We start from the raw sequence: 25,924 nt of genomic DNA on the forward strand, positions 1-25,924 counted from the left end.
GGCACGGGTTCGCTAGCGGTCCGGTTTTGCAGTTGCGGTTGCAGTTGTGGTTGCGGCAGCGAGCGAGCTGCCGGGTGATTGCGGTAGTTCCAGATGGAGCGTCCGGGTGATGCCGTTGCGTTCGATCTCGACGCGGTCGGCATGGATCCTCGCGAGCCGGGTGTGCGGCGCAAGCGTTTCCCCTTCAGTTGCGGGGATGACACTGCCGCCTGCGGATTTCAGCAGGGCGAAACCCCGCTCGCTGCCGAATCCGGTCGCGACGCCGATGAGCGCGTACGCGGGGCTGTCGGCCGCCGGCTCCGAGGCTGAGCGCCTCTCGATGGCGAGCGGCGCGCTGTCGACGATCTTCTGCGCTGCCGTTGCCGGAGCGGCCGAGGAACGGAAGGTGGCCGAGATATTCCCGGGGGCAGCAAAAAGCAGGAATGAATCCGCTGCGACCCACGCCGAAACCGATAATGCAGCGATCCAGGCGAACGTCGCCGGCCCGCGGCCGAATCGCGTCGAGAAAAAGCGTTTGAGCATCGGGAGCGACGTACGGCCTTGAACGAAGGGCGCATATTACTCCTTCGTTTGCGCGTGCAGGAATACGGTAGAGAATGGCGAAAAAAAAGCCGCCCTGCAGGGCGGCTCTGGTAGCAGCGATACCGGATATCGTTTAGCGGAAACCGGCGCGGTCGTAGATGCGCTGGGCTTCGGCGGCGGTCTTCGCCAGATCGCCCACGGGCAGCGTGTCCGCCTTGAAGTCGCCGAGCGCCTCGAGTGCAGGGTTGGTGACCTTCACGCTCTGGACCACCGGCCATTCATTGTTGCCGTCGGCGAAATATTTCTGCGCACTGTCGGAAGCGAGGTATTCGAGGAACTTGACCGCGGCAGCCTTGTTCGGGGCGTGCTTCAGCATCCCGGCGCCGGAGATGTTGATATGCGTGCCCCAGGTCTTCTGGTTCGGCCACACCGCGCCGACCTTCGCGACGACTGCCTTGTCCTCTTCCTTCGTCGAGTTCATCAGCCGCGCGAGGTAGTAGCTGTTCGCGATCGCGACCCCGCACTCGCCGGCGGCCACTGCCTTGATCTGGTCGGTGTCGCCGCCCTTCGGCGTGCGGGCGAAGTTGGCGACGAGGTCGCGCGCCCACTTCTCGGTCTTCTCGGCACCCTCGTGATTGATCAGCGCGGCGCCGAGAGAAATGTTGTACGGATGGCTGCCGGAGCGCGTGCAGACCTTGCCTTTCAGCTCGGGGCTGGCAAGGCTGGCGTAGGTCTGGACCTGTTCGGGTTTCACTGTTTCCTTGTTGTAGACGATCAGGCGCGCGCGAGTCGAATACGAGAACCAGTTGTCGGTGCGCAGGTGGGCGGGGATCCGCTCTTCGAGCACCTTCGACTTTACCGGGGCGAAAATGCCGAGCTCGTCGGCCTTCGCCAGGCGCGATGCGTCGACGGTGATGAACACGTCGGCCGGGCTGTTCGCGCCTTCGTTGCGGATCCGCTCCAGCAGCTCGTCTTCCTTGGCCTCGATGCGGTTGATCTTGATGCCGGTCTGCTTCGTGAAGTCCTGGTAGAGAGCTTCGTCGGTCTGGTAGTGGCGGGCAGAGTAGAGGTTCAGCTCATTGTCCGCCGCGTGCGCGTGGACCGCAGTCAGGCCGAGGCCGATCAGGACGGAGGCAAGGAGGGTCTTCTTCATGACTTGGCGCCTTTATGTGTAGTTCGATGGCGGCATGATAACGATAACAATTCGCAGTTGCAATCCATTCGTATTAGCGGCAATATGAATGCGAATAATTCGCAATAAGGAGATTCGCATGAACGCGCTGATCGTCGGTGCCGACCGCCTCGGCAACATTCCGGACGTGCTCGCGGGGTTCGGCATCCGCATCGCGGCCCACGTCAGCGGGCGTGACAGCGCGCACCAGCGCCGCAGCGCGCCGCTGCCGGCCGGCATCCAGATGGTGATCCTGTTTACCGATTTTCTCGGGCACAACGTGATGCAGCGTTTTCGCGAGGCTGCCAGCCGCGAGGGAGTGATGCTGGTGTGTTGCCGCCGGTCGGTATGCGCGCTGCAGCAGGCGCTCGGGCGCCGCATCGAGCAGGCCGACTGCGAAGGCTGCCGGGGCGGTTGTGCGACGCGCAGGAAGTGATGGCGGCTGAGTTCTAGCGGGGCAGCATCGCGTCGGCGTCTGGCAGCAGGCGGCGCGCGCCGTTGAAACGCTGGCTCCAGTAACGCTCCCCGATCTCGTCGATGCGCACCCGGCCGCCACTTGCCGGCGCATGCAGGAAGCGCCCCTCGCCCATGTAGATGCCGACGTGCGAGAACGTGCGCCGCATGGTGTTGAAGAACACCAGGTCGCCCGGTTTCAGGTCCTGCAGGCCCACCTTGTCGCCGAGGCGCGCCATTTCCCGCGCGGTGCGCGGAAGATTCAGCCCGAGCGCGTTGCGGAACACGTTCTGCACGAGGCCGCTGCAATCGAGCCCGGTCGCGGGGGAATTTCCGCCGAAGCGGTAGCGGATACCCAGATACTCCATCCCCTGGTTCATCAGTTCCTGGGCGGCGTTGCCGTAGCGCTCGATCAGGTCCATAGAGCCGTTTTCCGCAGGGGTATCGCTTTCTTCCGCCGCCGCAGGTGTCGTGGCAGCAAACGCGAGGGCGATCAGCAGCGCGGCGAGGACGCCGAGGCGGGACGGCACTCCGCGGCGAGCGGTGTTTGGGTGTTTCATCATGTCTGTCGTCTTAGATGGCGGTACGAGCGCTCCAGCTCTGCGAGGCTGCGCGCGGTGTTGAGCCCGAGTGCGAGCGCTCGCCCCTGGGCGGCGAGCATCAACTGGGCAATCGCCCACGCGTCGCCGAGTGCATGGTGGCGCTGGAAAGTCTCGATTCCGAGCGCTTTCATCCAGTCCGCGAGGCGGGCGGGACGGTCGATGAGTTCGCCGTACAGGGCCGGCAGCAGCCAGTGAAGATCGAGCCAAGTCCATTCCGGCTTGATCCCCAGGTGTTCGCCGAGGGCGCGTTCGAGCAGGGTGCGGTTGAAGCCCGCATTGAAAACCACGACCGGACCGGCACCGGAGAAAGTCAGCAGGTTGATCAGCGCAGTCGCCGGGTCGGGTTCGAGTCGCGCGTAAAAACTCGCGGCCGGCGACAGCAGTCCGCCATCGACTGCGATGGCGCCGACCGCAAGGAGGCGGGCAGCGTCCAGATCCAGCCCGGTCGCCTCGGTATTGACGATGACGTAACGGGCTTCGAAGTGCGCGACGCTGAGGTCCGGCTCGGGCGCCGCCTGCCAGTGTGCAAGCGTCTCGCGCAGCGCGATGTCGAGCGCGGTGATGTCGGGCCGGTTCGAGAGCAGTCGCGTGAGCCAGTTCATAGCTGGTAGTCGAGCGAGATTTCGGTAAAACTCAATGTTTGCACGGCTTTCAGCGTCATCTTGTCGGGCCGAAATTTCGGCGTTACCCACACTGTTATCCGAAAATTCCAGCGTTGCCCCTAGATGGAGCGCGGAATAATACCGTGATTAGAGGATGCGAGGTTTGCCGGAAGTGTTGAGTGGCTCGTGAGAGGGGGGCACTTTTTGCGCAGTGCTGCACGGTGAGCGCGGCGACCTTCCTTCGAGACCGTGACGAACTTTTGAAACTTTGGGACACCTCGAATAACCCGATGTTTTCAATGAATCCCGCCGCGCACCTATGACCGCGACCGAATCCGGTCCAATTTCTCAGGCGAATCCCCGCTTTTCCCGGCAGTGTCGCCCCGTTTCTGCTTCGAATCGCCTCAGGTTCCGGCGATGCGACCCATTTCGGGCGTCAGAAAGCCTCGATTCCGACCTTCCTGAAATAGACCAGCCGCTTCAAGTTGTAGCAGGCTGCCATCATCGTCATGGCAAAGTTCGCCCGCGCCTGACCGATGGTGCGCAGCAGCTTGCCGCCCATCTGGTCGATGGCTCCGAATACGTGCTCGACCCGCGCGCGCGTCTTGGCGATGCGCTGGTTGCGCCGTTGCTGGCACTCGGACAGCGGCTTGTTGCGCTTGCCCTTTCGCTGGATCTGGTTGCGAAAGCCGTTCTCCTTCAGCCAGGCTTCACGCTGCTCGGACGGGTAGCCCCGGTCGGCATAAACATCGCGGCTCGTGTTGCGCGTGTCGAAGACGTTGCCGAAGTGCTGGCTGTCGTGCATGGAGGCAGTGTCAGTCTCGAGTCTGCGGATGATCTTGTATTTCTTGTCGACGTTGATCGACAGCTTGTGGCCGAAATGGCTCTTGCCGTGCTTCCTGGTCCAGGTCGCATCGAGATCCTTGTGGCGCCGCTTCGCCGGCGCCACAAGGCGGGCATCGCGCCTTGCTCGATCAATTCCTTCTCGCCGCGGCGGTTGTGCTGCTTGGGCGCCGGCACCAAGGTGGCGTCGATGATCTGACCGCCGCGCGCGATGAAGCCCTTCTTGAGTAGCTGCGCCGAGACCCCATCAAACAGGGCCTTCGCCCCCGCTTCGCCGATCCGATTCTCGAAGGTCCACACCGTGGTGCGGTCCGGAACGTTCGTCGCGTTCGCCAGTCCGCAGAAGCGCTTGTAGCTCATGCGGTCGAGCAACTGGTATTCCATCTGCTCGTCCGAGAGGTTGTAGAGGCGCTTCAGGACAAGGATGCGAACCATTGTCTCGGTCGGGTACGGCGGGCGCCCGCCCTGCGCACTCACCGGACGCGGCGCAATCATATCGACCCCGGAAGCCAGCGCCGCAAAGTCGATGTGCGATTCGATCTCGGCCAGCGGGTCGCCCAGCGAGTCGATCTTCTTGCGGTGAGCATCAAAGGCAAACAGGTCGGTCTTGATGGCGCTGCGCGGTTTCATCGATGTGGGCTGCCGCAAGGTTCAGGACGTCGTAATTTTACCAAGGGCGGGCGAGTCGAGGTTTTTCGAGGCGGCCTTCAGAGTTTCCTTGGGCTTCAGAGAGGGTTTCGGGCCATCAGAGCTTTCAACTTCCCATCCTGCAGGCTTCCATTAGACAACACGTTACAATTTGTAAAGACCAGCGACATTCGATACCATTCCCATTCTCATCACAAAAGAATAAAAATTCTAATGAAATACTCGTCCTTCCTCGCGGCGGTCGCGACCCTTGCCCTATTCTCGATCTCGTCTCCCGTTTTGGCGGAGGACATCGACATTATCGAGTTCTACAATCCGGACCTCAATCACTACTTCATCACTAACCCTACAGAGGCCGCGATTGTTGACGGAGGTGCAGCCGGTCGCTGGAATAGAACCGGTCAGACATTCAAAGGCTCGGACGTCATCGTGGAAGGGTTCAAACCCACCTGCCGCTTTTACACGACGGGGGCCAATTCGCACTTCTATGCCGCGGAGGCATCGGAGTGCGAGTACCTGAAGGCGCTCAACCCTAACGACATTTTGGGCGAAAGCTACTGGACCTACGAAGGAATTGCCTTCTATGCGCAGACCCCGACCGACGGTGCTTGTTCACCCGGCACAAAACCCGTCTTCCGGCTCTATAACAATGGTGCAGCCCAAGGAGATACGAATCATCGTTTTGCCACTGATGCCTCTATTGTAGAGGCGATGCAGTCGCAAGGGTGGGTACTTGAAGGCGTCGCAATGTGTGCGGACGACGCCCATGAGATTGCTAGCATCAGTCTCTATGAAAGTGGCGGATTTTTTGGCGATCGTCAGATTTCTTTCCCGTATGATTCGTCGGGGGTGCTGAACAAGAGCAGTACATGTATAGGGAGCGGCTGTTCGACCACCGCTAAGATCCAGGACTTTCGGTTGAAGGCGGAAGGGGAGAGCTTTACCGTCGTTGAACTTTCGGCAACCGATGCAACCGGACTTGTGCGCCCGAGTTTCTCTGGACTTAGGAATGGCCAGCGCATCTCGGCGGGTGACGAAGTGGTGTTCAGCTTGATGTCCCCTTACACTGGTGGCCGCCAAACGTCTCTCCTTTATCGCTTCAAGATCCAAGAAACGGGAGACACGTTCAGCTACCGAGTGATATTCCGGACGTATTGAATCAAAGGGATTACCCTTGCATCCGTTGGCGTCGGTTTGGGGACGGCGTCCCGGCGGCCCCCGTGCTGTGCGCAGTCTCGAACTCGTATTCGCGGAATGGTGCCCACAGGGTGCGGACCCAGGGCTGCCGCAGCTACCCATTTGTCGTTGACCGCCCAGAAATGACGTTCACGATCAAGCACTTGCCGCGCCCCTGTTCACAAGCCGTTGCTTTGTGTAGCTTCCTGTCTTTTTGGGCGACCGATGGACATAGGGAAGCTGGCCGACATGGTGGAGGTTTTCGAGGGGCTCGAGGACTGGCGCAACGCGCAACAGACGCGGCACCGCTTGAGCGAACTGCTCACGGTGGCGGTGTGTGCGGTGCTCAGCGGCGCCGACGACTTCGAGGAGATCTCGCAGTGGGGGTGCGCCAAACTGCCGTGGCTGCGCGGCTTTCTGCAGCTCGACTACGGCGTAGCCTCGCCCGACACCTTCGAGCGCGTGTTCGCGCTGCTCGATCCGAAGCAGTTCGAGCAGGCCTTTCGCATTTGGGTGGGAGGCATCATCCCGGCAGTGGGCAAAGACCAGGTCATCGCCATCGATGGCAAGTCGAGCCGACGCACCACGAGCAAGGCGGCCGCTGCCCCGCTGCATCTGGTCAGCGCGTTTGCGGCCAAGGTGGGCGTGGTGCTGGGCCAGACGGCGACGGCGGAGAAGTCCAACGAGATCACGGCGATCCCCGAACTGCTCAAGGTGCTCGACATCGATGGCTGCATCGTCACCATCGATGCGATGGGCACGCAGACCAAGATCGCGCGCGCCATCCGTGAGCGGGGTGCACACTACGTGCTGTGCGTGAAGGACAACCATCCGAAGCTGCTTGACTCGATCATCTTCGCCGACATCGATCCGCGCGGCCCGCTGACGCCGAGTTCGACGCACGAGAGCACGAGCACCGGCCACGGACGGACCGAAGTGCGACGCTGTACGGCGTATGACGCGACCGATCGGCTCCACAAAGCCGCGGCCTGGAAGGATGTGGCCAGTTTTGCCGTCGTCGAGCGCGTGCGTACGGTGGGCGAGCGCACCAGCACGGAGCGCGCCTACTACATCAGCAGTCTGCCGGCCGATGCCGAGCGCATTGCACTGGCGGTTAGAAGTCATTGGGAAGTCGAGAGTGTGCCGCAGGCACACAGCAAGGAGGTTCAGCATGAACCGACAAACTGTGTCGAAGCTGCACGGAAGATGAGGGTAGGTCCCTCGGAGTCGGCTTTCAGGAGCGGGCTTCAAACCACCCCAAGCTGCTGCGGTCAAGAGCCGTCGGTGGTGAGCGTTGGGGTCAAAGCGTCGGGGACGTACCCCGAGCAGGTAAGGATCAGAGAGACGAACGAAAGTGAACCCTCGATGACGCGTCGTTATCCAAAGAATTGTTGTCAAAACCAGGGGCGTTTCCACTTCCTGGAGAGGTGGCCCCGATTGTCTGGACAGGGAATCCGGTTCGATAAGTGGAGCCTTGCCGGTTAGGGCCGGGGGCCCGAGGTCTGGGTTGGTTTTGACTTTCTCATATTTTATAAAAATCGGTTCGAGCTCGGTGGAGCTTGTGGGCGAAGGGCTGCGCGGTGGGAAAGTCGTCAGACTTTTCCACGGCAAGCGGCCCGGTGCGCGAAGCGCATCGTCCATAAATCCACGGAGCCAGCCTTTGTGCCGTCATGCCGCCAGCGGCGTCTCATCGCGGAGCGCGCCGAAGTACGCCTGGTCGGGGGTGCGCCCGTCGTGAGCGCGGTGCGGCCGGCGTTCGTTGTAGAAGCGCAGGTAGGCGCCCAGGTGGGCCTTGGCCTCGGCGACGCTGTCATAGGCCTTGAGGTACACCTCTTCGTATTTCACGCTCTTCCACAGCCGCTCGACGAAGACGTTGTCGCGCCAGCAGCCCTTGCCGTCCATGCTGATCTGGATGCCGTTGTCTTTGAGCAGGTCGGTGAAATCGGTGCTGGTGAACTGGCATCCCTGATCGGTGTTGAAGATCTCCGGGCGGCCGTAGCGATGCAGCGCTTCGCGCACCGCATCGAGGCAGAAGTCGGTGGTCAGCGTGTTCGACAGCCGCCACGCCAGCACTCGGCGCGAGGACCAATCGATGATGGCGAACAGATACACGAAACCCTTGCGCATCGGGATGTAGGTGATGTCGGCGGCCCACGCCTGGTTGGGGCGTTCGATCTTCAGATCCCGCAGCAGGTACGGATAGATCTCGTCACCGCGGCGGCGCCGGGACGTGTTGGGCTTGCGATAGAGCGCCTCGATGCCCATGCGGCGCATCAGCGTGCCGACGTGCTTGCGCCCGATCGCATGCCCCTCGGCGCGCAGCAAATCCCGCAGCATCCGCGCTCCGGCAAACGGGTGCTCGAGATGCAGTTCGTCCATCCGGCGCATCAGCGCCAGATCGTGCGCCGACACTTCTCGCGGCGTGTAGTACATCGACGAGCGCGCCAGACGCAGAATCCGGCATTGCTGCGTCAGCGGCAGTTCATGGGTGCGGTCGATCATTTTCTTGCGCTCAGCAGGCCCGCCTTGGTGAGCGCGCTTTCTAAAAAATCATTCTCCAGCGTCAGCTGCCCGATCTTGGCGTGCAGCTTCGTCAGATCCGGTGCGGCGGTCGCGGTCGCCGAGGCGTCACCGAACACGTGCGCGGCGCGCTCCATCAACTGGCTCTTCCAGTCGGCGATCTGGTTCGGATGGACGTCGAACTGCTGCGCCAGCTCGGCCAGCGTCTTGTCTCCTTTGAGCGCGGCCACCGCCACTTGCGCCTTGAACGCCGGCGAGTGGTTTCGCCGTTTCCTTCTCGTCATGCTCTTGCTCCATTTCAGGGCCGCTCACGCGGCCATCGCTGGGGCAAGGCTACCACCTATCCGGCTGTCCGAATTTCCGGGGCCCGCTCTTGGGACAAGCTTGCCGGGCACCTGATTACTGGGCAAGCGGCGGCCGGCGTATAGGGGGCGTGAAGCTGATCCAGGCTTCCGTGCGGAACTGCGGGAACCAGTCGTTGCGATGTCAAGGGAGAAGCACAAGTGGCAGAAACCACGAGGCGAGAGTACCGATGCGCAGCACTGGGACGGATCGACCCGTAGTAGTGGGGAAGGCCGGTAATGCGGCTGGAGCGAAGGGGTCGAGTCAAGCGGTTGCATTCGGCGTCCAACTGGCAACAGGAGGAGACGGATGAGTGCAACAACAAAACCATTTGCCATCGACAAGTGGCAGGTGTACGAAGCGTATCAAGCGGTCAAAGCCAATGCGGGCGCGGCCGGTGTGGATCAGCAGTCGATCGAGGCGTTCGAGCAGGATCTGAAGGGCAATCTCTACAAGATCTGGAATCGGATGTCCTCGGGAAGCTACTTTCCGCCGCCGGTCAAAGCGGTCGCCATTCCGAAGAAGAATGGTGGGGTGCGCATATTGGGCGTTCCGACGGTGGCCGATCGCGTGGCGCAGATGGTGGTCAAGCGGGTGATCGAGCCGGAACTCGAGGCGCGGTTTCTGCCGGACTCCTACGGGTATCGTCCCGGAAGATCGGCGTTGGAGGCCGTGGCGGTAACGCGGCAGCGTTGCTGGCAGTACCCCTGGGCGCTGGAATTCGATATCAAGGGCCTGTTCGACAACATCGACCACGCGCTGCTCCTTCGGGCGCTCGAGAAGCATGTCAAATGTGAGTGGGCCATGCTGTACATCAAGCGCTGGCTGACAGCGCCGCTGCAACATGCGGACGGAACCTTGGAGGAACGTACCAAGGGCACGCCCCAGGGCGGTGTCGTCAGTCCGGTGCTGGCCAACCTGTTCCTGCACTACACCTTTGACGTCTGGATGACGAAGCACTATCCGGACAACCCCTGGTGCCGGTATGCCGACGACGGGCTGGTGCATTGCCGGACTGAACAGGAAGCGCAGGCCCTGCGGGCGGCGCTCGATGCTTGACGTCTGGATGACGAAGCACTATCCGGACAACCCCTGGTGCCGGTATGCCGACGACGGGTTGGTGCATTGCCGGACTGAACAGGAAGCGCAGGCCCTTCGGGCGGCGCTCGATGCGAGGTTCGCGCAGTGCGCGCTCACGATGCATCCGGACAAGACCAAGGTCATCTACTGCAAAGACGGCAGCCGCAAAGGTACGTATCCGAACACGCAGTTCGATTTCCTCGGATACACCTTTCGGGCGCGGACGGTGAAGAACAGCAAGAAGAACAGCCTGTTCGTCAGTTTCACCCCCGCGGTCAGCAGCAAGGCGGTCACGGCGATGCGGCAGAAGACACGCAAACTGAACTATCGGAATCGAACAGACCTGAGTCTGGCAGACATTGCCCGCCTGCATAACCCGCTCCTCAGGGGTTGGCTGGAGTATTACGGGAAATTCTGTCGCTCGGCGATGTACCCCGTGCTGCGGCACTTCAACAAAACGTTGGTGGCATGGGCGATGAAGAAGTACAGACGGCTGAAGGGCCACAAGATCCGCGCGGCTCGCTTTCTCGAAGGTCTCGCCGAGAAGCAGTCGTACCTCTTCGTGCACTGGCAACGAGGGATGGTCGGTGCGTTCGCTTGATGGGAGCGGTGTGAATCGAGAGGTTCACGCACCGTTCTGTGAGAGGCTGGGGGTGCGACTCCCCCGGCCTACTCGCCATCGGCTGCACTGGTGTCTGGATGTTCAGTTCGGTGACGACTACGCAAGGGGCCGCATCGGCCACATTGCCCATAACCTGGCGCTGGTGCGCCACATGGTGCTCAATCTCATCCGGCTCGATAAGTCCATCAAGACGAGCATCAAGACCAAGCGGCTGCTGGCAGCAACATCCGATGAGTTTCGGGCCGCACTGCTCGGCTTCCAAGTGCCTGAAGAGGATGAGGATGACGACGAGTAATGATGAGCGCGTAGCTGCGGGAGCCCTGGGTGCGGACCGCTTCAACAAGGGCAGCTTGCGTCACGTGCGCCGGGACGGAATAACGCTCCTCGAAGATGTCGGCGTAAAGTTCAGAGGCTTCGTGATAACCGGGCTCAGTGACGATACTTCCATTCGGGGTCACGATCGGAGCCTTGATGATTTGGCGGAGGAACTTTGCTTTCTGTTCCGGCAACTTCGCCCGCGCTGTCCGCAGCGTGGCGTCGTCGGCGGCGGCGTCGGCAGCAAGAGCGCAGTGCGCTCGATCGCCAGCCGCCGATCTGGGCGTTCGTCGGCCGTGCCGTGGTACGTGCGTTGGCGATTTCGCTCATCCAGCGCCCGATGTGCGCATTGGCGGCCTCGACGTCGAGCGCGAGCCCACCCTGCTTGAGGTTCGCCGCCAGCGGCACGAGGAAGCTGCCCTTGAGATAACCGTTGAAGCGTTCGACCTTGCCCTTGGTCTTGGCGCGATACCCACAAAAAAATGAGATGCCAAGAAGGGTCTTGTTGCCGTGAATAGTACAGCCTTGTTTCAATGCGTTGTTATACAAAGGGTTTGCGCGATGTCGAGCGCAGTGATGTCGGGCCGGTTCGAGAGCAGTCGCGTGAGCCAGTTCATAGCTATAGCTGGTAGTCGAGCTTCAGCCGGAGCTGGAGCTTGCGAGCCTGGCGAAACGCTTCCTTGAGGATGCGACGGTCGAGTTCATTGAGTTCGTCGGGATTGATGCGGTTGTCGCCCGGCGCATCGTGTTCGGTTTCGAGATGCTGCGAGCGCAGGCGCAGCAACTGGATGAAGTGGAAGCCATCGATCAGCGCCGCGATTTCCTCGGCCTGCATGCCCATCTTCGCGCCGGCCTGGCGCAGGCGCTGGACAGTGCTGCTCGAAGCGACGCCGGTGCGCAGCGCGAGGATGCGGGCGACGTCGACGAACAGGCGGGCGCCGCATTTCTTCAAGTCGATCGTGTCGTCGTCGTCGACCACGAAATCGCGAATGCGGCCGAGCGGCGGGGCGACCTGAAGGGCGTTCACGGCCATCATGCGCAGGAAAGCCGTATTCGCTCGCGCGGTATTGTTCAGCCAGGTGCGCAACTGGTCGCCCAGCCGTTCGTTGCCGCACAGCACGCGGTAATCGAAGAAAATCGATGCATTGAGCAGCGCCTGTGGGTCCGGTTCGCGGATCCAGTCGCCGAAACGTCCTCGCCATTCCTCTACTGTCAGGCACAGCTCCGGGTTGCTCGCCATGATGTTGCCCTTGCACAGCGGAAAACCGCAGGCCGCGAGGTTTTCGTTCACCTCCCTGCCGAACGCGAGCAGAGGCTTGCGCAAGGCTTCCCTGTCGGCGCCTGGCGGGCTGACGAAGATCACGCCATTGTCCTGGTCCGAGGACAGGGTCTGTTCATGCCGTCCTTCGGAGCCGAACGCGAGCCAAGCGTAATCGATGCCGTGGATGTCGTGTCTGGCGGCGGCGAGGTCGATGATGCGGCGGGTGAGCGCATCGTTGAGCGCGGAGATGAACTGGGTCAGCTGTTCGGCGCCGACGCCCTGGGCGATCAGGTTCAGCGCGAGCTGGCGAATGTCGCGGCTCGCCCGCTGCAGCCCGTCCACGTCCACCGCGCCCTCGATGCCGGCGCGAACCTGGCGCAGGCTGATGCGCTGCAGCGAGAACAGGTCGCGCTCGGACACGACTCCCTTGAGCCTGTCGTCGCTGTCGGTGACGAGCAGGTGGCGCACGCCATGCGTCGCCATTTCGAGCGCCGCGTCGTACGCGGACGCCGAGGCCGGCATCCGGTGCGGATCGCGGGTCATCACCTCGCTCACCGGACGCTGCAGGTCGATCGCCGGCAAAACGATGCGCGACAGCAGGTCGCTCTGCGTGAGGATGCCGACCGGGCGCTGTTCGGCGTCGACGATCACCATGCAGCCGAGGCGCATTTCGGACATCTTTTCGAGCGCCGCGCGGATCGACGTTCCGGGTGTGACGAAGATCGCTTCCTTCTTCACGAGTTCGCCGAGCGGCGTCGTCATCGTTTGCTGCTCGGCGGCGCGCTGCGCGAAGCTGGTCTGCAACTGCTGGCGCGACTGGTTCAGCAGGCTGGCGATGTACTGGGTGCAGAACAGGTGGAACACCGGGCTCATCTGCATGAGCTTGAGAAAGTCCTCGGCCGGCAACTGGTAGATGAAGCTGTCCTCGACGGCGACGTAGCTGTTCGTCGACGGGTGCTGCGACGAAATCGCGCCGATCGGGAAGCATTCGCCCGGCCCGAGCGTCATCGTCGTGTAATCCGTGACGGTTGCGGGGCCGAACTGGCGCGCCTGCACCTTGCCGCGCTGGATGATATGAAAATGTCGCGGTTGCCCCATCTCGGGCGTCAGGATCTCGCTGCCCCGCGCATGAAACGCCAGCACTGCGCGCTCGGCGAGGAAGTCGAGCGCGGGGGGCTCCATCCGGTTGAAGGGCGAGAAGCGCTTGAGAAAATCCGAGCTGGCGCCGATCAGCATCCCGGCGGCGGTGGCGGTCATGGGGCTCTTCCGCACAAAAAAACCCGCGCATTATAGGCCGCGTACCGGTTAATCGGGATGATCCGGACCCTCTTTCACAGGCGTGCGCCCGCCGCTCCGGCGAGCGTCCGCCTACAGTACTTCGGCCGCGTGGTCCGCGAGCCGCGAACGTTCGCCGCGCTGCAGCGTGATGTGGCCTGAATGCAGCCAGTCCTTGAAGCGATCGACGACGAAAGTCAGGCCCGAGCTGCCTTCGGTGAGATAGGGCGTGTCGATCTGTGCGATGTTGCCGAGGCATACGACTTTGGTGCCGGGGCCCGCGCGCGTGATCAGCGTCTTCATCTGCTTCGGCGTGAGGTTCTGCGCCTCGTCGATGATCAGGAACTTGTTGATGAACGTGCGCCCGCGCATGAAGTTCAGGCTCTTGATCTTGATGCGGCTGCGGATCAGGTCGCGTGTCGCGGCGCGGCCCCAGTCGCCGCCTTCGCCGGCCGTGCCGTTCAATACGTCGAGGTTGTCCTCGAGCGCGCCCATCCACGGCGCCATCTTCTCTTCCTCGGTGCCGGGCAAAAAGCCGATGTCCTCGCCGACCGGCACGGTCACGCGCGTCATGATGATTTCGGAATAGCGCTTGGCTTCGAGCACCTGGGTGAGACCGGCGGCCAGCGTCAGCAGTGTCTTGCCGGTGCCGGCCTGGCCGAGCAGCGTGACGAAGTCGATTTCCGGGTTCATCAGCAGGTTGAACGCGAAATTCTGCTCGCGATTGCGTGCCGTGATGCCCCACACGTTGTTCTTGGCGTGCGCGTAGTCGACCAGCGTTTCGAGCAGCACGCTGCGGCCGTTGCGCTCCTTCACCCACGCCTGCAGCGGCGCCTCGCCGTTCTGGAACAGGAACTCATTGACCAGCAGCTCCGGGGCCAGCGGCCCGCTGAGGCGGTAATAGGTGCGGCTTTCCTCCTTCCAGGATTCCATGCCCTTGCCGTGGGTGTCCCAGAAGTCTGGCGGCAGCTCGCGCCAGCCGCTGTAGAGGAGGTCGGTATCCTCGAGCACCTTGTCGTTGAAGTAGTCCTGCGCGTCGAGGCCCAGCGCGCGGGCCTTGATGCGCATGTTGATGTCCTTGGAGACGAGGATCACCGGGCGCTGCGAGAAGCGCTCGGCCAAGTGCATCACGACCGCGAGGATATGGTTGTCGCCTTTCGCCGTGGGCAGCGCAGCGGGCAGCGCGACGTTGATCGCTTCGGTCTGCAGGAACAGTTTGCCGGTCGCCAGTCCGCGCGACGGGCCGTCGAGGGCGATGCCCGCATGGATGTCGTCCGGGCTCCCGCTGACGATGTCGTCCATCATGCGGCTCGCCTGGCGGGCGTTACGCGCGACTTCGGACATCCCTTTCTTGTTCGCGTCGAGCTCCTCGAGCGTCATGATCGGGACGAAGAGGTCGTGTTCCTCGAAGCGATAGAGGCTCGTCGGATCGTGCATCAGCACGTTGGTGTCGAGGACGAACAGCTTGGTCTTCTGGGTGCGGGGTGCGCGTTTGGTCATGGAGTGCGGAGCAGGTGGGAGGAGTGCGGCCGGATCTAGAGGGTGGTGACGAAGTCGAGCACTTCCTGGACGTGTCCGGGCACCTTGACGCCGCGCCATTCGTGCCGGATCGCGCCCTCGGCGTCGAGGACGAAAGTGCTGCGCTCGATGCCGCGCACCGCTTTGCCGTACATATTCTTCATCTTGATGACGCCAAAGGCGTTGCACGCGACTTCATCGGTATCGGAGATCAGCTCGAACGGCAGCGCGAGCTTGGCCTTGAAGTTTTCGTGAGACTTGAGGCTGTCGCGCGAGATGCCGAACACTTCGCAGCCGGCGGCACGAAACGCCGCGTGGTGATCGCGGAAGTCCGCCGTTTCATTGGTGCATCCGGGCGTGCTGTCCTTAGGATAGAAGTACAGCACGACCTTGCTGCCGCGCAGGGCGGGCAGCGCAACGGTGGTTCCGCCCGTGGCGGGCAGGCTGAATTCGGGGGTGGACGAAGTGGCGCTTGCAGTCATGGACTCTCCAGCGAAAATGGATGACCGCAGCGTAGCGGACAAATGTTGCAGCTGACAATGCGCGCCGGAAGGCGGGCGCGGTGTTCAGGGCGCGTCGAAAATCAGTGCGGCGGCGACGGCGCGACCTTCGGTGGCCAGGATATTGTAGGTGCGGCATGCCGCCGCGAGGTCCATGACTTCGTAGCCGATACCGGCGTCGATCAGCGGGCGCAGCACGCGTGGCGACGGAAAGCGCAGCCGCGAACCGGTGCCGAGGAGGACGACCTCGGGTGCGAGTTCGCGCAGGGCGACGAAGTCGTCGGCGGCAAGATCGTCGAATCCGGCCGCTGCCCACACCAGCACACGCTCGCTCGTCACGATGAGGTTGCCCTCGTGGCGCACCTTGTTGACCATCACGTGATCGGCGGCATAGCCGGTGAAGAGGTTGAGGTTCGGGTTCTGTTCGAGATTCAGCTTCATGACGGTTCGCTCGGTCGGCAAAATTGCCGGGGGGGGCGGGCTTGGATAAGATAGCTTCTTTTGGCTCGCCGGTCCGGCACGAAGCATTCTACCCCGGCGAGCGAAAACCTTGCGCGCCGCTGCCGCGGTGCGGAGTATCCAGATCATGCGAAAGAAAGGACGGATTGCGATGAGCGTCGAGCCGAAACTGCGTGTTGCCCCCCTGATGGCGGAAACGCAAGCATCCCCGCTGGACCCCGACGCGAGGATGGTGCGCAAGTCCGCGAAACTCGCCAATGTCTGCTACGACATTCGCGGGCCGGTGCTGATCAAGGCCAAGCAGATGGAGGACGAGGGGCACAAGATCATCAAGCTGAACATCGGCAATCTCGCCGCGTTCGGCTTCGACGCGCCGGAAGAGATCCAGCTCGACATGATCCGCAACCTGCCGAACTCGGCCGGCTACTCGGAATCGAAAGGCATTTTCGCCGCGCGCAAGGCGGTGATGCATTACACGCAGCAAAAGCACATCAAGGGCGTGACGCTCGAGGACATCTACATCGGCAACGGGGTGTCGGAGCTGATCGTGATGGCGATGAACGCGCTGCTGAACATCGGCGACGAGGTGCTCGTGCCGGCGCCCGATTACCCGTTGTGGACCGCTGCGGTGAGCCTGTCGGGTGGCACGCCGGTGCATTACATCTGCGACGAAGCCAACGAATGGCTGCCCGACCTCGACGACATGCGCGCGCGTATCACCCCGAACACGCGCGCAATCGTCGTCATCAACCCCAACAACCCGACCGGCGCGCTGTATCCGGACCACATCCTGCAGGGCATCGTCGACATCGCCCGGGAGCACGGCCTGATCGTCTACGCGGACGAGGTGTACGACAAGGTGTTGTACGACGGTGCGACGCACCGGTCGATGGGCTCGTTCTCCGAGGACGTGCTGACGATCCTCTTCAACGGCCTGTCGAAAAACTACCGCTCGTGCGGCTACCGCGCCGGATGGATGGTCGTGTGCGGCGACAAGCGCCACGCGCAGGACTACATCGAAGGGCTCAACATGCTCGCGTCGATGCGGCTGTGCGCGAACGTGCCGGGGCAGTACGCGATCCAGACCGCGCTCGGCGGCTACCAGAGCATCGACGATCTGGTCGCGGAAGGCGGGCGCATGCGCCGTCAGCGCGACCTCGCGCACGAGCTGATCAGCGCGATCCCGGGCGTCAGCTGCGTCAAGCCGAAAGCGACGCTGTACATGTTTCCGAAGCTCGACCCGAAGCTTTACCCGATCGAGGACGACCAGGCGTTCATCGCCGAACTGCTCGAAGAAGAGCGCGTGCTGCTCGTGCAGGGCAGCGGCTTCAACTGGCCGCACCCGGATCATTTCCGGCTCGTGTTCCTGCCGCACGAGGACGACCTGCGCGACGCGATCGGACGGATCGCGCGCTTTCTCGAGCAGTATCGCAAGCGGCACGCCGCCTGAGCGCGTCCCGCCTCATTTAACCGGCGTCAACCGGCCCACTCAACCGAATTTCCAACCGAATCTTCAATCGAACGAGCTTTTATGAAACCGATCAATGTTGGCCTGCTGGGCATCGGTACCGTCGGCGGCGGTACCTTCACCGTTCTGAAGCGCAACGAGGAAGAAATCACCCGTCGCGCCGGTCGCCCGATCCGCATCACCGCAGTGGCCGACAAGAATCTCGAACTCGCGCGCAAGGTCGCGGGCGCCGACGCGCGACTGACCGACGACGCATTCTCGGTCGTCGCCGACCCGGAAATCGACATCGTCGTCGAACTGATCGGCGGCTACGGCGTCGCGAAGGAACTGGTGCTGGCCGCGATCGAGAACGGCAAGCATGTCGTTACCGCGAACAAGGCGCTGCTCGCGGTGCACGGCAACGAGATCTTCGCCGCCGCGCAATCGAGGGGCGTCATGGTCGCGTTCGAGGCGGCGGTTGCCGGCGGCATCCCGATCATCAAGGCGCTGCGCGAAGGCCTGTCGGCGAACCGCATCCAGTGGCTCGCCGGCATCATCAACGGCACGACGAACTTCATCCTGTCGGAGATGCGCGACAAGGGCCTGCCGTTCGCCGATGTGCTCAAGGAGGCGCAGGCGCTCGGCTACGCCGAGGCCGATCCGACTTTCGATATCGAAGGCGTCGACGCCGCGCACAAGGCGACGATCATGAGCGCGATCGCGTTCGGCGTGCCGATGCAGTTCGACGCCGCGCACGTCGAAGGCATCACGAAGCTCGACAGCATCGACATCCAGTACGTGGAGCAGCTCGGCTACCGCATCAAGCTGCTCGGCATTTCGCGGATGCGCCCGGAAGGCATCGAGCTGCGCGTGCATCCGACGCTGATCCCGGCCAAGCGGCTGATCGCGAACGTCGAAGGCGCGATGAACGCCGTCGTCGTCCATGGCGACGCCGTCGGCGCGACGCTGTATTACGGCAAGGGCGCAGGTGCCGAGCCGACCGCGAGCGCGGTGATCGCCGACCTCGTCGACGTCACCCGCCTGCACACTGCAGACCCCGAGCACCGCGTGCCGCATCTCGCGTTCCAGCCGGACCAGGTACGCGACCTCAAGGTGCTGCCGATCGAAGAGGTCGTGACCTCGTATTACCTGCGCATGCGCGTCGAGGACAAGCCGGGCGTGCTGGCCGACATCACGCGGATACTGGCCGATAGCGGCATCTCGATCGAAGCGATGATCCAGAAGGAAGCGCCGGAAGGCGCGTCGCAGACCGACATCATCATGCTGACCCACAGCACGATCGAGAAGAACGCCAACGCGGCGATCGCGAAGATCGAGGCCTTGCCGGTCGTGCAGGGCAGGATCACGCGCCTGCGCATGGAAAGCCTGCAGTAAGCGCGCCCGGCAAAAAAAACGCCCCGGTTGCCGGGGCGCAAGCGGATCGTCCCGGGCCAGGTGGAGGAGACCGGGCCCGTCAGGGGCGACCCGCGCAACAGCGTCCGCGCGAACTGGCTGAATGCGGAACCGGGAGGTTTCCCGGTCGTCGCACCTCCATCCGGCCAGCCGCGGAGCCCCGCTAAGCCTTCATGATCTTCAGCGTCTGGATCGACGTGTATTCCTCGAGCCCGTAGCGGCCGAACTCGACGCCCAGGCCCGACTGCTTGACCCCGCCGAACGGCGCGTCGGGCTGCACGGCGCCGTGCTCGTTCACCCACGCGGTGCCGCATTCGAGGCGCAACGCGAGCTCCGCGGCTTTCGCGTGGTCTTTCGACCAGATCGAGCCGCCCAGCCCGTTTTCATTGTTGTTCGCGCGCGCGATCACTTCCTCGATGTCCGAGTAGCGGATCACCGGCAGCACCGGGCCGAACTGCTCCTCGTCGACGACGCGCATGCCGTCCTTCGCGTCCGCGATCACCGTCGGCTCGAAGAAGAAGCCGCCGCCGCTGCGGGCCTTGCCGCCGGACAGGATGCGTGCGCCATGCGCCCGTGCGTCCTCGACGAGTTCCTGCACGAAGTCCAGCTGCGCCTTGTTCTGCACCGGTCCGAGCTCGGTGCCTTCGACCAGTCCGTCGCCGACGACCGTCTCCTTGGCGATACGTGCCAGCTCGGCGCACACTTTCTCGTAGATGCTGTCGTGCACGTAGAGGCGCTTGAGGCACGCGCAGGTCTGGCCATTGTTGTGGAAGCCGACGCCGAAAAGTTTCGGCGCGATCGCTTTCGGATCGACGTCCGGCAGCACGATGCCGGCATCATTGCCGCCGAGCTCGAGCGTGAGCCGCTTCAGGTTGCCGGCAGCGTTCTGCATGATGTTCTTGCCGGTCGGCGTCGAACCGGTAAACACGATCTTGTTGATGTCCGGGTGCTTCGCGATCGCCGAGCCGACGCCGGATTCGCCGGTGACGATGTTCAGCACGCCCGGCGGCAGGATCGCATTGGCGAGCTCGACGAAACGGATCGTCGCGGTCGGCGTCATGCCCGACGGCTTGATGACGACCGTGTTGCCTGCACGCAGCGCCGGGATCACGTGCCAGATCGCGATCATCAGCGGCCAGTTCCACGGCGTGATCGAGCCGACCACGCCGAGCGGCTTGCGATGCACTTCGATGCGCGCATCGTCATTGTCCTGGATCACCTCGACGGGCAGTTCGAGGTCGGCGGTGACGTGCGTCCACGCGATCGCGCCCCCGACTTCCATCCCCGACCCGACGCCGTTCAACCCGCCGAGCGGCTTGCCGGCCTCTTTTGTGACCAGCTCCATCAGCTCCGGCATGTGCGCTTCGAGCGCCGCACCGAGCGCGTGCATCAGGCGCTTGCGCTCGGCGTCCGGAGTGCGGCTCCAGCCGGGGAACGCCGCGCGCGCCGCTGCGACGGCTTGGTCGACGTGCGAGGCGTCGCCCGCCTGCACGCGCGCGAACACTTCCCCTGTCGCTGGATTCACGACGTCGAAGGTGCTGCCGGCACGCACCGGCTTGCCGTTGATGATCATGTCGAAAACCTGCATCTCGTCTCCTTCACGCTTGCATTGAAGCGAATTGTCGTAAGTCACCGGCCATCGCGGCGGGCGATGGTCGCAAGCCTATGGGACGCGGCGTGCACAGCGTTATCCGAGATCGGCAAGAGCGTATTTGCAACAGCAGGATACGTGCCACTCGCAACCAGGGATGGCGAACCCATCCTGTTCGCTCAGACATGTGACGGGCAGCGAACGTTGCTGCAGGATTGAAGCGGGCGAGCGGTGCGGTCGTGGCGCATGGACTGGGTGCGCCCGCTGGCGGATAATGCGGCCCTTGTGCCGCCGGGAAGCTCGTGCGCCGGCGCTGCAGTGGCCCGCCGCCCGTTCCATTCGAATCTGCTCATCTGAAGGACCCACCGTGAAGTATCTCTCCACTCGCGGCCACGCCGCGCGACCCGAGTTCTGCGACATTCTGCTGGGCGGTCTTGCGCCGGATGGCGGGCTGTATCTCCCCGAAAGTTATCCGCAGATCTCGCGCGCCGAACTCGACGCTTGGCGCTCGCTGTCGTATGCGGATCTCGCGTTCGCGATCCTGTCGAAGTTCATCACCGACATTCCCGCAGCCGACCTGAAGACGATCTGCGACCGGACCTACACTGCCGAGGTTTATCGCTTTGCGCGTCCGGGCGACGATGCCGCCGAGATCACGCCGGTGCATTGGCTCGAAGCCGGCAAGTTCGGTCTGCTGGAATTGTCGAACGGCCCGACGCTGGCGTTCAAGGACATGGCGATGCAGCTGCTCGGCAACCTGTTCGAGTACGTCCTCGAGCGCCGTGGCGAGACCATCAACATCCTCGGTGCGACGTCGGGCGATACCGGCTCGGCGGCCGAATACGCAATGCGCGGCAAGCACGCCGTGCGCGTCTTCATGCTGTCGCCGCACGGCAAGATGAGCGCGTTCCAGCGCGCGCAGATGTATTCCCTGCAGGACGAGAACATCCACAACATCGCCGTCACCGGCATGTTCGACGACGCGCAGGACATCGTGAAAGCGGTGTCGAACGACGCCGCGTTCAAGGCGAAATATAAGATCGGTGCGGTCAATTCGATCAACTGGGCGCGCGTGGCGGCGCAGATCGTCTATTACTTCAAAGGCTATTTCGCCGCGACGAAGTCGAACGACGAACAGGTCGCCTTCTGCGTGCCGTCAGGCAATTTCGGCAACATCTGCGCCGGCCATATCGCCCGCCAGATGGGGCTGCCGGTCGCGCGGCTGATCCTCGCGACGAACGAAAACGACGTGCTCGACGAGTTCTTCCGCACCGGCGTCTATCGTCCGCGCAAGGCTGCCGAAACCCACGTCACGTCGAGCCCGTCGATGGACATTTCCAAGGCGTCGAATTTCGAGCGCTTCGTGTTCGATCTCGTCGGGCGCAACCCCGAGCGCGTCGCTGAACTCTGGAAGGCGGTCGATGCGGGCGGCGCCTTCGACCTGTCGGCGTCTGCCGATTTCGCCCGCATCGGCGATTTCGCGTTCGTGTCCGGCGGCAGCTCGCATGCGGGGCGCGTCGCGACGATCCGCAAGGTGTTCGAGCAATACGGCACGATGATCGACACGCACACCGCCGACGGCGTCAAGGTCGCGTGGGACTGCGCCGGCAGCGTCCCGGCGGGCGTGCCGCTGCTGGTGCTCGAAACCGCATTGCCGGCGAAGTTCGCCGAAACGATCCGCGAAGCGCTCGGGCGCGAGCCGGAGCGTCCGGCCGAGCTCGAAGGCATCGAGAAACTGCCGCAGCGTGTCGAACTCATGGCTCCGGACGTCGAGGCAGTCAAGCGCTTCATTGCCGAACGCGTGTAGCGCCGGCGACGGAGGCCGCGAACGGGAGTTCGTCGCGGCCTCCGTCGGGCGGTCCGTGGCGTGTTAGGAGAGCCGCTGGCTACGCTGAAGCGGCCATCATTCCTCGACGTGGCGCAGCGACAGGTCGATCGCCCGGACGTCCTTCGTCAGACTGCCGATCGAAATACGGTCCACGCCCGTTTCGGCGATCGCGCGCACTTTTTCCAGATTCACCCCGCCCGATGCTTCGAGCTCGGCCCGCCCGTCTGCGATGCGCACTGCTTCGCGCATCGTCTCGAGGCTCATGTTGTCGAGCAGGATCATCTTCGCGCCGGCATCGAGCGCTTCATGGAGTTCTTCGAGCGTCTCGACTTCGATCTCGATGAACACGTTCGACGGTGCGATCGCCTGTGCCTGCTCGATGACACGGGCGATGCTGCCGGCGGCGATGATGTGGTTTTCCTTGACCAGGATGCCGTCGTAGAGTCCGACGCGGTGGTTCACGCCGCCGCCCACCGTCACCGCGTATTTCTGCGCCAGGCGCAGCCCGGGCAACGTCTTGCGGGTGTCGACGATCTTCGCCCGGGTGCCGGCGATCGCGTCGACGAAACGCCGGGTCGCAGTCGCCGTTGCTGAAAGCAACTGCAGAAAATTCAACGCAGTGCGCTCGGCGGTGAGCAGCACGCGGGCGCTTGCGACGACTTCGCACAGCACTTGGCCCGGTTCGATCCGGTCACCGTCGCGGACGTGCCAGACGACCGCCGCGGCGGGGCTCATCACCTCGAACGCGGCGTCGAACCACGCGGTGCCGCACAGGACCGCCGCTTCGCGCGTGATGACGCGACCGCGCGCGTCGGTTTCCCACGGGATCAGACGCGCGGTGAGGTCGCCCGTGCCGACATCTTCCGCCAGCGAGGCGGCGACGTTGCGCTGGATTTCGATGCGTAGCTGTTGTGACAGATTCATTGGCGTCGGCCTTCGAAGTGGAGCGGGGATTCTAGCGGTTCCGTCCCTTCGATGGCGCGAATCTGGTTTGTGCCGGCGCAGGTTCGGCCGCCGTCGCAAGCGCCTCGTGCCGGCGCTGGGCGGTACGACGGCCGTCGATGGCGATCAGCACGCCTGCGCCGCCAATCGTCAGGATGCCGACCAGTCCCCAGCCATCCGGCAACTGGCCGAAGCCGAACCAGCCGATCAGGGTCGCCCACAGCAGCTGCACATACAGGATCGGTGACAGCATCGAAGCCGGGGCGTCGCGGAAGGCGCGGATCAGCAGGAAATGCCCGCAGCCGCCGTAGATGCCGAGCGATGCGATGAGCAGCGCATCCAGCGGTCCGGGCATCGGGCCCTGCCACAACCACGGCAGTGCGAGGCTCGTCGCGGCAGTACCGACCAGTGCCGTGTAGAACAGCATGTTGACCGGGGTTTCGGTCGGGGAAAGCTGGCGGGTGAGAATCTGGTAGGCCGCGTAGCTCACCGCCGCGCCGAGGGCGAGGGCGACACCTTCGGCCACCAGGGCGCCGCCGGGCCGGGCAATCAGCAGGACGCCGACGAAACCGGTCACGACGGCCACCCAGCGCAGCGGACCGATGCGTTCGCCGAGCAGCGGTCCCGCCATCAGCGTGACCATCAGCGGCGCGGCGAAGACGATTGCGGTGGTCTCGGCCAACGGCATCACCTGCAGCGCGGTGATATTGAAGAACGTCACGGCGAGCAGACAGGTGGCGCGGACGATCTGTCGGCCCGGCCGCCTCGTCGTAACGAGTTTGAGCCGCATCGACGGCGCCAGGAGCACCACCATCAGCAGGAAGTGCAGCGCGTAGCGCGACCACACCAGCATCGGGACCGGATAGGTCGCGGCGAGGCGTTTGGCGGTGGCGTCGAGGAGCACGAACAGGAACAGCGCGCCGAGGAGCAGCAGAATGCTGCGCAGCGCATGAGGGTGAGTGTCGGACATGGGGCGGGGGCTCGATTGTTGTGGAGGCAGACGAAGCCCGGAAGTCCCGAGTCGAAGCGCGCGCAGTATTTCCCGCCGGTTTCCTGATTCCCGCTGCCTCGACAAGGTAGTCAGACGACCGCGAGAGGCGAGGTATTCGACGGTTTCGATCGGAGGTTTGCGGCGCTCAACGTCGATTCGATGATCAGCTCGGCGTCATGCAGGTCGATGCGATTCTAGCAGCGCCCGGGCGCGCTTCCGACATCGCATCAAGCCCGACGAGACTTTCAGCGCCCCCGCGCAGCCTTCACGATCCAGCCGTTGAATACGCCGCGCGCGGCTTCGGCGACTTCGCTCGCGGTCAGTCCGATCGGGCCGATGCCTTCGCGGGCCAGGCGGTCGGCGGCCGCGCCATGCAGATGCACCGCTGCAAGCAGCGCCGAACGGGCGGGCCAGCCCTGGGCGAGCAGGCTGGCGATCAGGCCGGTCAGCACGTCTCCCATGCCCGCGCTCGCCATGCCCGGGTGGCCGGTGGTGTTGATGAACCATTGTCCTGTCGTTGTCGCAATGACGCTGCCGCCTCCTTTCAGAACGATATCGGCGCCAAAGCGCGTCGACAGTTCGAGCGCCGAGGCAATGCGGTCAGCTTGCACGCGAGGAGTGCCGATGCCGAGGAGGCGACCGGCCTCGCCGGGGTGGGGGGTGAGCAAGGTCGGGGCCTCGCGTGCGGCGACCTGCGCTTTCAGGTGTGGCGCGTCGGCCAGCAGGTTGAGCGCGTCGGCATCGAGCAGCAGGGGGCGATCGGATCGGGCCGCACGCTCGAGCAGCGCAAGAGCAGTTGCGCTGGTGCCCAGGCCCGGCCCGAGCGCGAGGACGCTGGCCTGTTCGAGAACCTGTTCCGGCCGCTTCAGCATCAGTTCAGGCTGGGTGTGGTCGACCGGGAGCGCGTAATCGTCGACGAGGCCGACATACACCCGGCCGCTCCCGAGTTTCAGCGCCGCCCGGCCGGCGAGCAGCGCCGCGCCGGTCATCCCAGGCGCCCCGCCGATGATGCCGACGTCGCCATAGCTGCCTTTGTGCGTGTTTTGCCGTCGCGGCCGCATGAACTCCCGCACCATTGCGGGGCGGATCTCGAATCCCGGGGGCGAAAGCCAGGCAGCGGGGTCGATGTCGAGCCGATGGACGTGGACCGTGCCGGCGTAGTCCGGCCCGTCGAGCGTGAGCAGCCCGGGCTTGAGCGCGATGAAGGTCAGCGTTGCGGTCGCCTGGAACGCCATGCCGAGGATCGCGCCGGTGTCGGCGTCGAGGCCGCTCGGGATGTCGATCGCGAGCCGCGGCGCCTGCTGCGCGTTCATCGTGTCGATCCAGCGGGCGTAGCGACCTTCGACCGGCCGGCGCAGGCCGATACCGAACAGTGCGTCGACGACGAGTGCCCAGCCGTTCGCCGGTGCGCCGGGAAAATCCGAAACCGTTTCACCGCCGGCTGCACGCCACGCCGCGAACGCCGCCGCAGCGTCGGGCGGCAGACTGTCCGGATTTTCGGCGAACGCCACCGTCACCGACCGCCCGGCCTGCAGGAGCCGGCGGGCCATGACCAGCCCGTCGCCGCCGTTGTTGCCCGGCCCGCACACGATAAGCACGTGTCCTGTACGGTCCTGCGTCAGGCGCACGGCTTCTTCCGCCGCCGCGCGGCCGGCACGCTCCATCAGCGTCGGCTGGGCGAGCGGTGCTACGTGCGCTTCGATGGCGCGGATGTCGGCAACCGGATAAATCGGACTGGGCGGCTGGAACATGGGGTCTCCGGAGGACGAAGGAAAGGCCCGATTCTACCGTCCGGCGATTCGT

20 protein-coding genes and 4 pseudogenes are annotated in these 25,924 nt (G+C 63.8%); 9 read left to right on the top strand and 15 right to left on the bottom strand.

Annotated features, from left to right (window positions below; translation table 11 throughout):
* Positions 1–12: 12 nt before the first annotated feature.
* Entirely contained in the window at positions 13–522 is a 510-nt protein-coding gene (locus tag EBN1_RS13935; protein WP_011238605.1) for a type II secretion system protein N, read from the bottom strand.
* Positions 523–655: 133 nt separating this feature from the next.
* Complete coding sequence (locus EBN1_RS13940) at positions 656–1,675, bottom strand: Fe(3+) ABC transporter substrate-binding protein (protein ID WP_011238606.1); 1,020 nt, start codon at positions 1,673–1,675, stop codon at positions 656–658.
* Between the two features lie 118 nt (positions 1,676–1,793).
* Between EBN1_RS13940 and EBN1_RS13945 the strand changes: the two genes are divergently transcribed.
* Positions 1,794–2,129: a DUF2325 domain-containing protein gene (locus EBN1_RS13945; RefSeq protein WP_041646396.1), complete on the top strand. Its 336-nt coding sequence runs from the start codon at positions 1,794–1,796 to the stop codon at positions 2,127–2,129.
* 13 nt (positions 2,130–2,142) lie between these two features.
* Here the strand turns inward: EBN1_RS13945 and EBN1_RS13950 are convergent, their stop codons facing one another.
* The 3 genes and pseudogenes from EBN1_RS13950 to EBN1_RS13960 form a co-directional block, all read right to left on the bottom strand.
* Positions 2,143–2,709 (bottom strand): C40 family peptidase, encoded by a 567-nt coding sequence (locus tag EBN1_RS13950; protein ID WP_011238608.1) that lies wholly within the window; start codon positions 2,707–2,709, stop codon positions 2,143–2,145.
* Positions 2,706–3,350 (bottom strand): 3'-5' exonuclease, encoded by a 645-nt coding sequence (locus tag EBN1_RS13955; RefSeq protein ID WP_041646397.1) that lies wholly within the window; start codon positions 3,348–3,350, stop codon positions 2,706–2,708. The genes EBN1_RS13950 and EBN1_RS13955 overlap by 4 nt, the downstream gene beginning before the upstream one ends.
* A 436-nt stretch (positions 3,351–3,786) precedes the next feature.
* Positions 3,787–4,823: pseudogene (locus EBN1_RS13960) on the bottom strand (IS5 family transposase).
* 231 nt (positions 4,824–5,054) lie between these two features.
* On the opposite strand from EBN1_RS13960, the gene EBN1_RS13965 reads away from it, so the two are divergent.
* Positions 5,055–5,999: a hypothetical protein gene (locus EBN1_RS13965; protein ID WP_011238613.1), complete on the top strand. Its 945-nt coding sequence runs from the start codon at positions 5,055–5,057 to the stop codon at positions 5,997–5,999.
* Between the two features lie 243 nt (positions 6,000–6,242).
* A pseudogene (locus EBN1_RS13970) lies at positions 6,243–7,157 on the top strand (ISAs1-like element ISAzo29 family transposase); the annotation flags it as partial.
* A 528-nt stretch (positions 7,158–7,685) separates the two neighbouring features.
* Here the strand turns inward: EBN1_RS13970 and EBN1_RS13975 are convergent.
* Positions 7,686–8,821 (bottom strand): IS3-like element ISAzo18 family transposase gene (locus EBN1_RS13975; RefSeq protein ID WP_085938645.1). Its coding sequence is split into 2 segments (ribosomal slippage): positions 7,686–8,569 and positions 8,569–8,821, totalling 1,137 coding nucleotides; the frame shifts between segments, so codons are not numbered across the junction.
* A 367-nt stretch (positions 8,822–9,188) separates the two neighbouring features.
* Here EBN1_RS13975 and ltrA point away from each other — a divergent pair.
* The 3 genes and pseudogenes from ltrA to EBN1_RS13990 form a co-directional block, all read left to right on the top strand.
* Positions 9,189–9,938 (top strand): group II intron reverse transcriptase/maturase, encoded by a 750-nt coding sequence (gene ltrA / locus EBN1_RS13980; protein WP_011238615.1) that lies wholly within the window; start codon positions 9,189–9,191, stop codon positions 9,936–9,938.
* Entirely contained in the window at positions 9,931–10,560 is a 630-nt protein-coding gene (locus EBN1_RS13985; RefSeq protein ID WP_011238616.1) for a group II intron maturase-specific domain-containing protein, read from the top strand. The genes ltrA and EBN1_RS13985 overlap by 8 nt, the downstream gene beginning before the upstream one ends.
* A 76-nt stretch (positions 10,561–10,636) precedes the next feature.
* Positions 10,637–10,876 (top strand): annotated as a pseudogene (locus tag EBN1_RS13990) (transposase); the annotation flags it as partial.
* Between the two features lie 255 nt (positions 10,877–11,131).
* Here the strand turns inward: EBN1_RS13990 and EBN1_RS13995 are convergent.
* The 5 genes and pseudogenes from EBN1_RS13995 to EBN1_RS14015 form a co-directional block, all read right to left on the bottom strand.
* Positions 11,132–11,367, bottom strand: a pseudogene (locus EBN1_RS13995) (IS21 family transposase); the annotation flags it as partial.
* A gap of 148 nt (positions 11,368–11,515) precedes the next feature.
* Entirely contained in the window at positions 11,516–13,414 is a 1,899-nt protein-coding gene (locus tag EBN1_RS14000) for a DUF294 nucleotidyltransferase-like domain-containing protein (protein ID WP_011238618.1), read from the bottom strand.
* A 111-nt stretch (positions 13,415–13,525) separates the two neighbouring features.
* Positions 13,526–14,932, bottom strand: a complete 1,407-nt coding sequence (locus tag EBN1_RS14005; protein ID WP_011238619.1) for a PhoH family protein — start codon at positions 14,930–14,932, stop codon at positions 13,526–13,528.
* Positions 14,933–14,967: 35 nt separating this feature from the next.
* Positions 14,968–15,432: a peroxiredoxin gene (locus EBN1_RS14010; protein ID WP_011238620.1), complete on the bottom strand. Its 465-nt coding sequence runs from the start codon at positions 15,430–15,432 to the stop codon at positions 14,968–14,970.
* A gap of 84 nt (positions 15,433–15,516) precedes the next feature.
* Complete coding sequence (locus EBN1_RS14015) at positions 15,517–15,891, bottom strand: Mth938-like domain-containing protein (protein ID WP_011238621.1); 375 nt, start codon at positions 15,889–15,891, stop codon at positions 15,517–15,519.
* 205 nt (positions 15,892–16,096) lie between these two features.
* On the opposite strand from EBN1_RS14015, the gene EBN1_RS14020 reads away from it, so the two are divergent.
* Positions 16,097–17,359: a pyridoxal phosphate-dependent aminotransferase gene (locus EBN1_RS14020; RefSeq protein ID WP_277813126.1), complete on the top strand. Its 1,263-nt coding sequence runs from the start codon at positions 16,097–16,099 to the stop codon at positions 17,357–17,359.
* An 81-nt stretch (positions 17,360–17,440) separates the two neighbouring features.
* The gene (locus EBN1_RS14025) at positions 17,441–18,751 is read left to right on the top strand and encodes a homoserine dehydrogenase (protein ID WP_011238623.1); all 1,311 of its coding nucleotides are present in this window, start codon (positions 17,441–17,443) and stop codon (positions 18,749–18,751) included.
* Positions 18,752–18,932: 181 nt separating this feature from the next.
* Here the strand turns inward: EBN1_RS14025 and EBN1_RS14030 are convergent, their stop codons facing one another.
* The gene (locus EBN1_RS14030; RefSeq protein WP_011238624.1) at positions 18,933–20,357 is read right to left on the bottom strand and encodes an aldehyde dehydrogenase family protein; all 1,425 of its coding nucleotides are present in this window, start codon (positions 20,355–20,357) and stop codon (positions 18,933–18,935) included.
* A gap of 370 nt (positions 20,358–20,727) precedes the next feature.
* Here EBN1_RS14030 and thrC point away from each other — a divergent pair, with 370 nt between their 5' ends.
* Positions 20,728–22,167: a threonine synthase gene (gene thrC / locus EBN1_RS14035; RefSeq protein ID WP_011238625.1), complete on the top strand. Its 1,440-nt coding sequence runs from the start codon at positions 20,728–20,730 to the stop codon at positions 22,165–22,167.
* 96 nt (positions 22,168–22,263) lie between these two features.
* On the opposite strand, the gene nadC is transcribed toward thrC, so the two are convergent.
* From nadC to EBN1_RS14050, 3 genes are all read right to left on the bottom strand, one after another.
* Positions 22,264–23,112, bottom strand: a complete 849-nt coding sequence (gene nadC, locus EBN1_RS14040; RefSeq protein WP_011238626.1) for a carboxylating nicotinate-nucleotide diphosphorylase — start codon at positions 23,110–23,112, stop codon at positions 22,264–22,266.
* Positions 23,113–23,143: 31 nt separating this feature from the next.
* Positions 23,144–24,100, bottom strand: a complete 957-nt coding sequence (locus EBN1_RS14045; RefSeq protein ID WP_011238627.1) for a DMT family transporter — start codon at positions 24,098–24,100, stop codon at positions 23,144–23,146.
* A 266-nt stretch (positions 24,101–24,366) separates the two neighbouring features.
* The gene (locus EBN1_RS14050; protein ID WP_011238628.1) at positions 24,367–25,872 is read right to left on the bottom strand and encodes a bifunctional ADP-dependent NAD(P)H-hydrate dehydratase/NAD(P)H-hydrate epimerase; all 1,506 of its coding nucleotides are present in this window, start codon (positions 25,870–25,872) and stop codon (positions 24,367–24,369) included.
* Between the last annotated feature and the right edge of the window lie 52 nt (positions 25,873–25,924).

It is taken from the genome of Aromatoleum aromaticum EbN1 (genome assembly GCF_000025965.1).
In the GTDB taxonomy this organism is placed as follows: domain Bacteria; phylum Pseudomonadota; class Gammaproteobacteria; order Burkholderiales; family Rhodocyclaceae; genus Aromatoleum; species Aromatoleum aromaticum.

Bases quoted from the DNA above. Each gene is read 5' to 3' on its own strand.
- EBN1_RS14030 (WP_011238624.1), bottom strand. From the start codon at position 20,357: ATGCAGGTTTTCGACATGATCATCAACGGCAAGCCGGTGCGTGCCGGC.
- EBN1_RS13950 (WP_011238608.1), bottom strand. From the start codon at position 2,709: ATGATGAAACACCCAAACACCGCTCGCCGCGGAGTGCCGTCCCGCCTC.
- nadC (WP_011238626.1), bottom strand. From the start codon at position 23,112: ATGAATCTGTCACAACAGCTACGCATCGAAATCCAGCGCAACGTCGCC.
- EBN1_RS13945 (WP_041646396.1), top strand. From the start codon at position 1,794: ATGAACGCGCTGATCGTCGGTGCCGACCGCCTCGGCAACATTCCGGAC.
- ltrA (WP_011238615.1), top strand. From the start codon at position 9,189: ATGAGTGCAACAACAAAACCATTTGCCATCGACAAGTGGCAGGTGTAC.
- EBN1_RS14020 (WP_277813126.1), top strand. From the start codon at position 16,097: ATGGCGGAAACGCAAGCATCCCCGCTGGACCCCGACGCGAGGATGGTG.
- EBN1_RS13940 (WP_011238606.1), bottom strand. From the start codon at position 1,675: ATGAAGAAGACCCTCCTTGCCTCCGTCCTGATCGGCCTCGGCCTGACT.
- EBN1_RS14005 (WP_011238619.1), bottom strand. From the start codon at position 14,932: ATGACCAAACGCGCACCCCGCACCCAGAAGACCAAGCTGTTCGTCCTC.
- EBN1_RS14050 (WP_011238628.1), bottom strand. From the start codon at position 25,872: ATGTTCCAGCCGCCCAGTCCGATTTATCCGGTTGCCGACATCCGCGCC.
- EBN1_RS13935 (WP_011238605.1), bottom strand. From the start codon at position 522: ATGCTCAAACGCTTTTTCTCGACGCGATTCGGCCGCGGGCCGGCGACG.
- EBN1_RS14010 (WP_011238620.1), bottom strand. From the start codon at position 15,432: ATGACTGCAAGCGCCACTTCGTCCACCCCCGAATTCAGCCTGCCCGCC.
- EBN1_RS14000 (WP_011238618.1), bottom strand. From the start codon at position 13,414: ATGACCGCCACCGCCGCCGGGATGCTGATCGGCGCCAGCTCGGATTTT.
- EBN1_RS14045 (WP_011238627.1), bottom strand. From the start codon at position 24,100: ATGTCCGACACTCACCCTCATGCGCTGCGCAGCATTCTGCTGCTCCTC.
- EBN1_RS13985 (WP_011238616.1), top strand. From the start codon at position 9,931: ATGCTTGACGTCTGGATGACGAAGCACTATCCGGACAACCCCTGGTGC.
- EBN1_RS13955 (WP_041646397.1), bottom strand. From the start codon at position 3,350: ATGAACTGGCTCACGCGACTGCTCTCGAACCGGCCCGACATCACCGCG.
- EBN1_RS14025 (WP_011238623.1), top strand. From the start codon at position 17,441: ATGAAACCGATCAATGTTGGCCTGCTGGGCATCGGTACCGTCGGCGGC.
- EBN1_RS13965 (WP_011238613.1), top strand. From the start codon at position 5,055: ATGAAATACTCGTCCTTCCTCGCGGCGGTCGCGACCCTTGCCCTATTC.
- EBN1_RS14015 (WP_011238621.1), bottom strand. From the start codon at position 15,891: ATGAAGCTGAATCTCGAACAGAACCCGAACCTCAACCTCTTCACCGGC.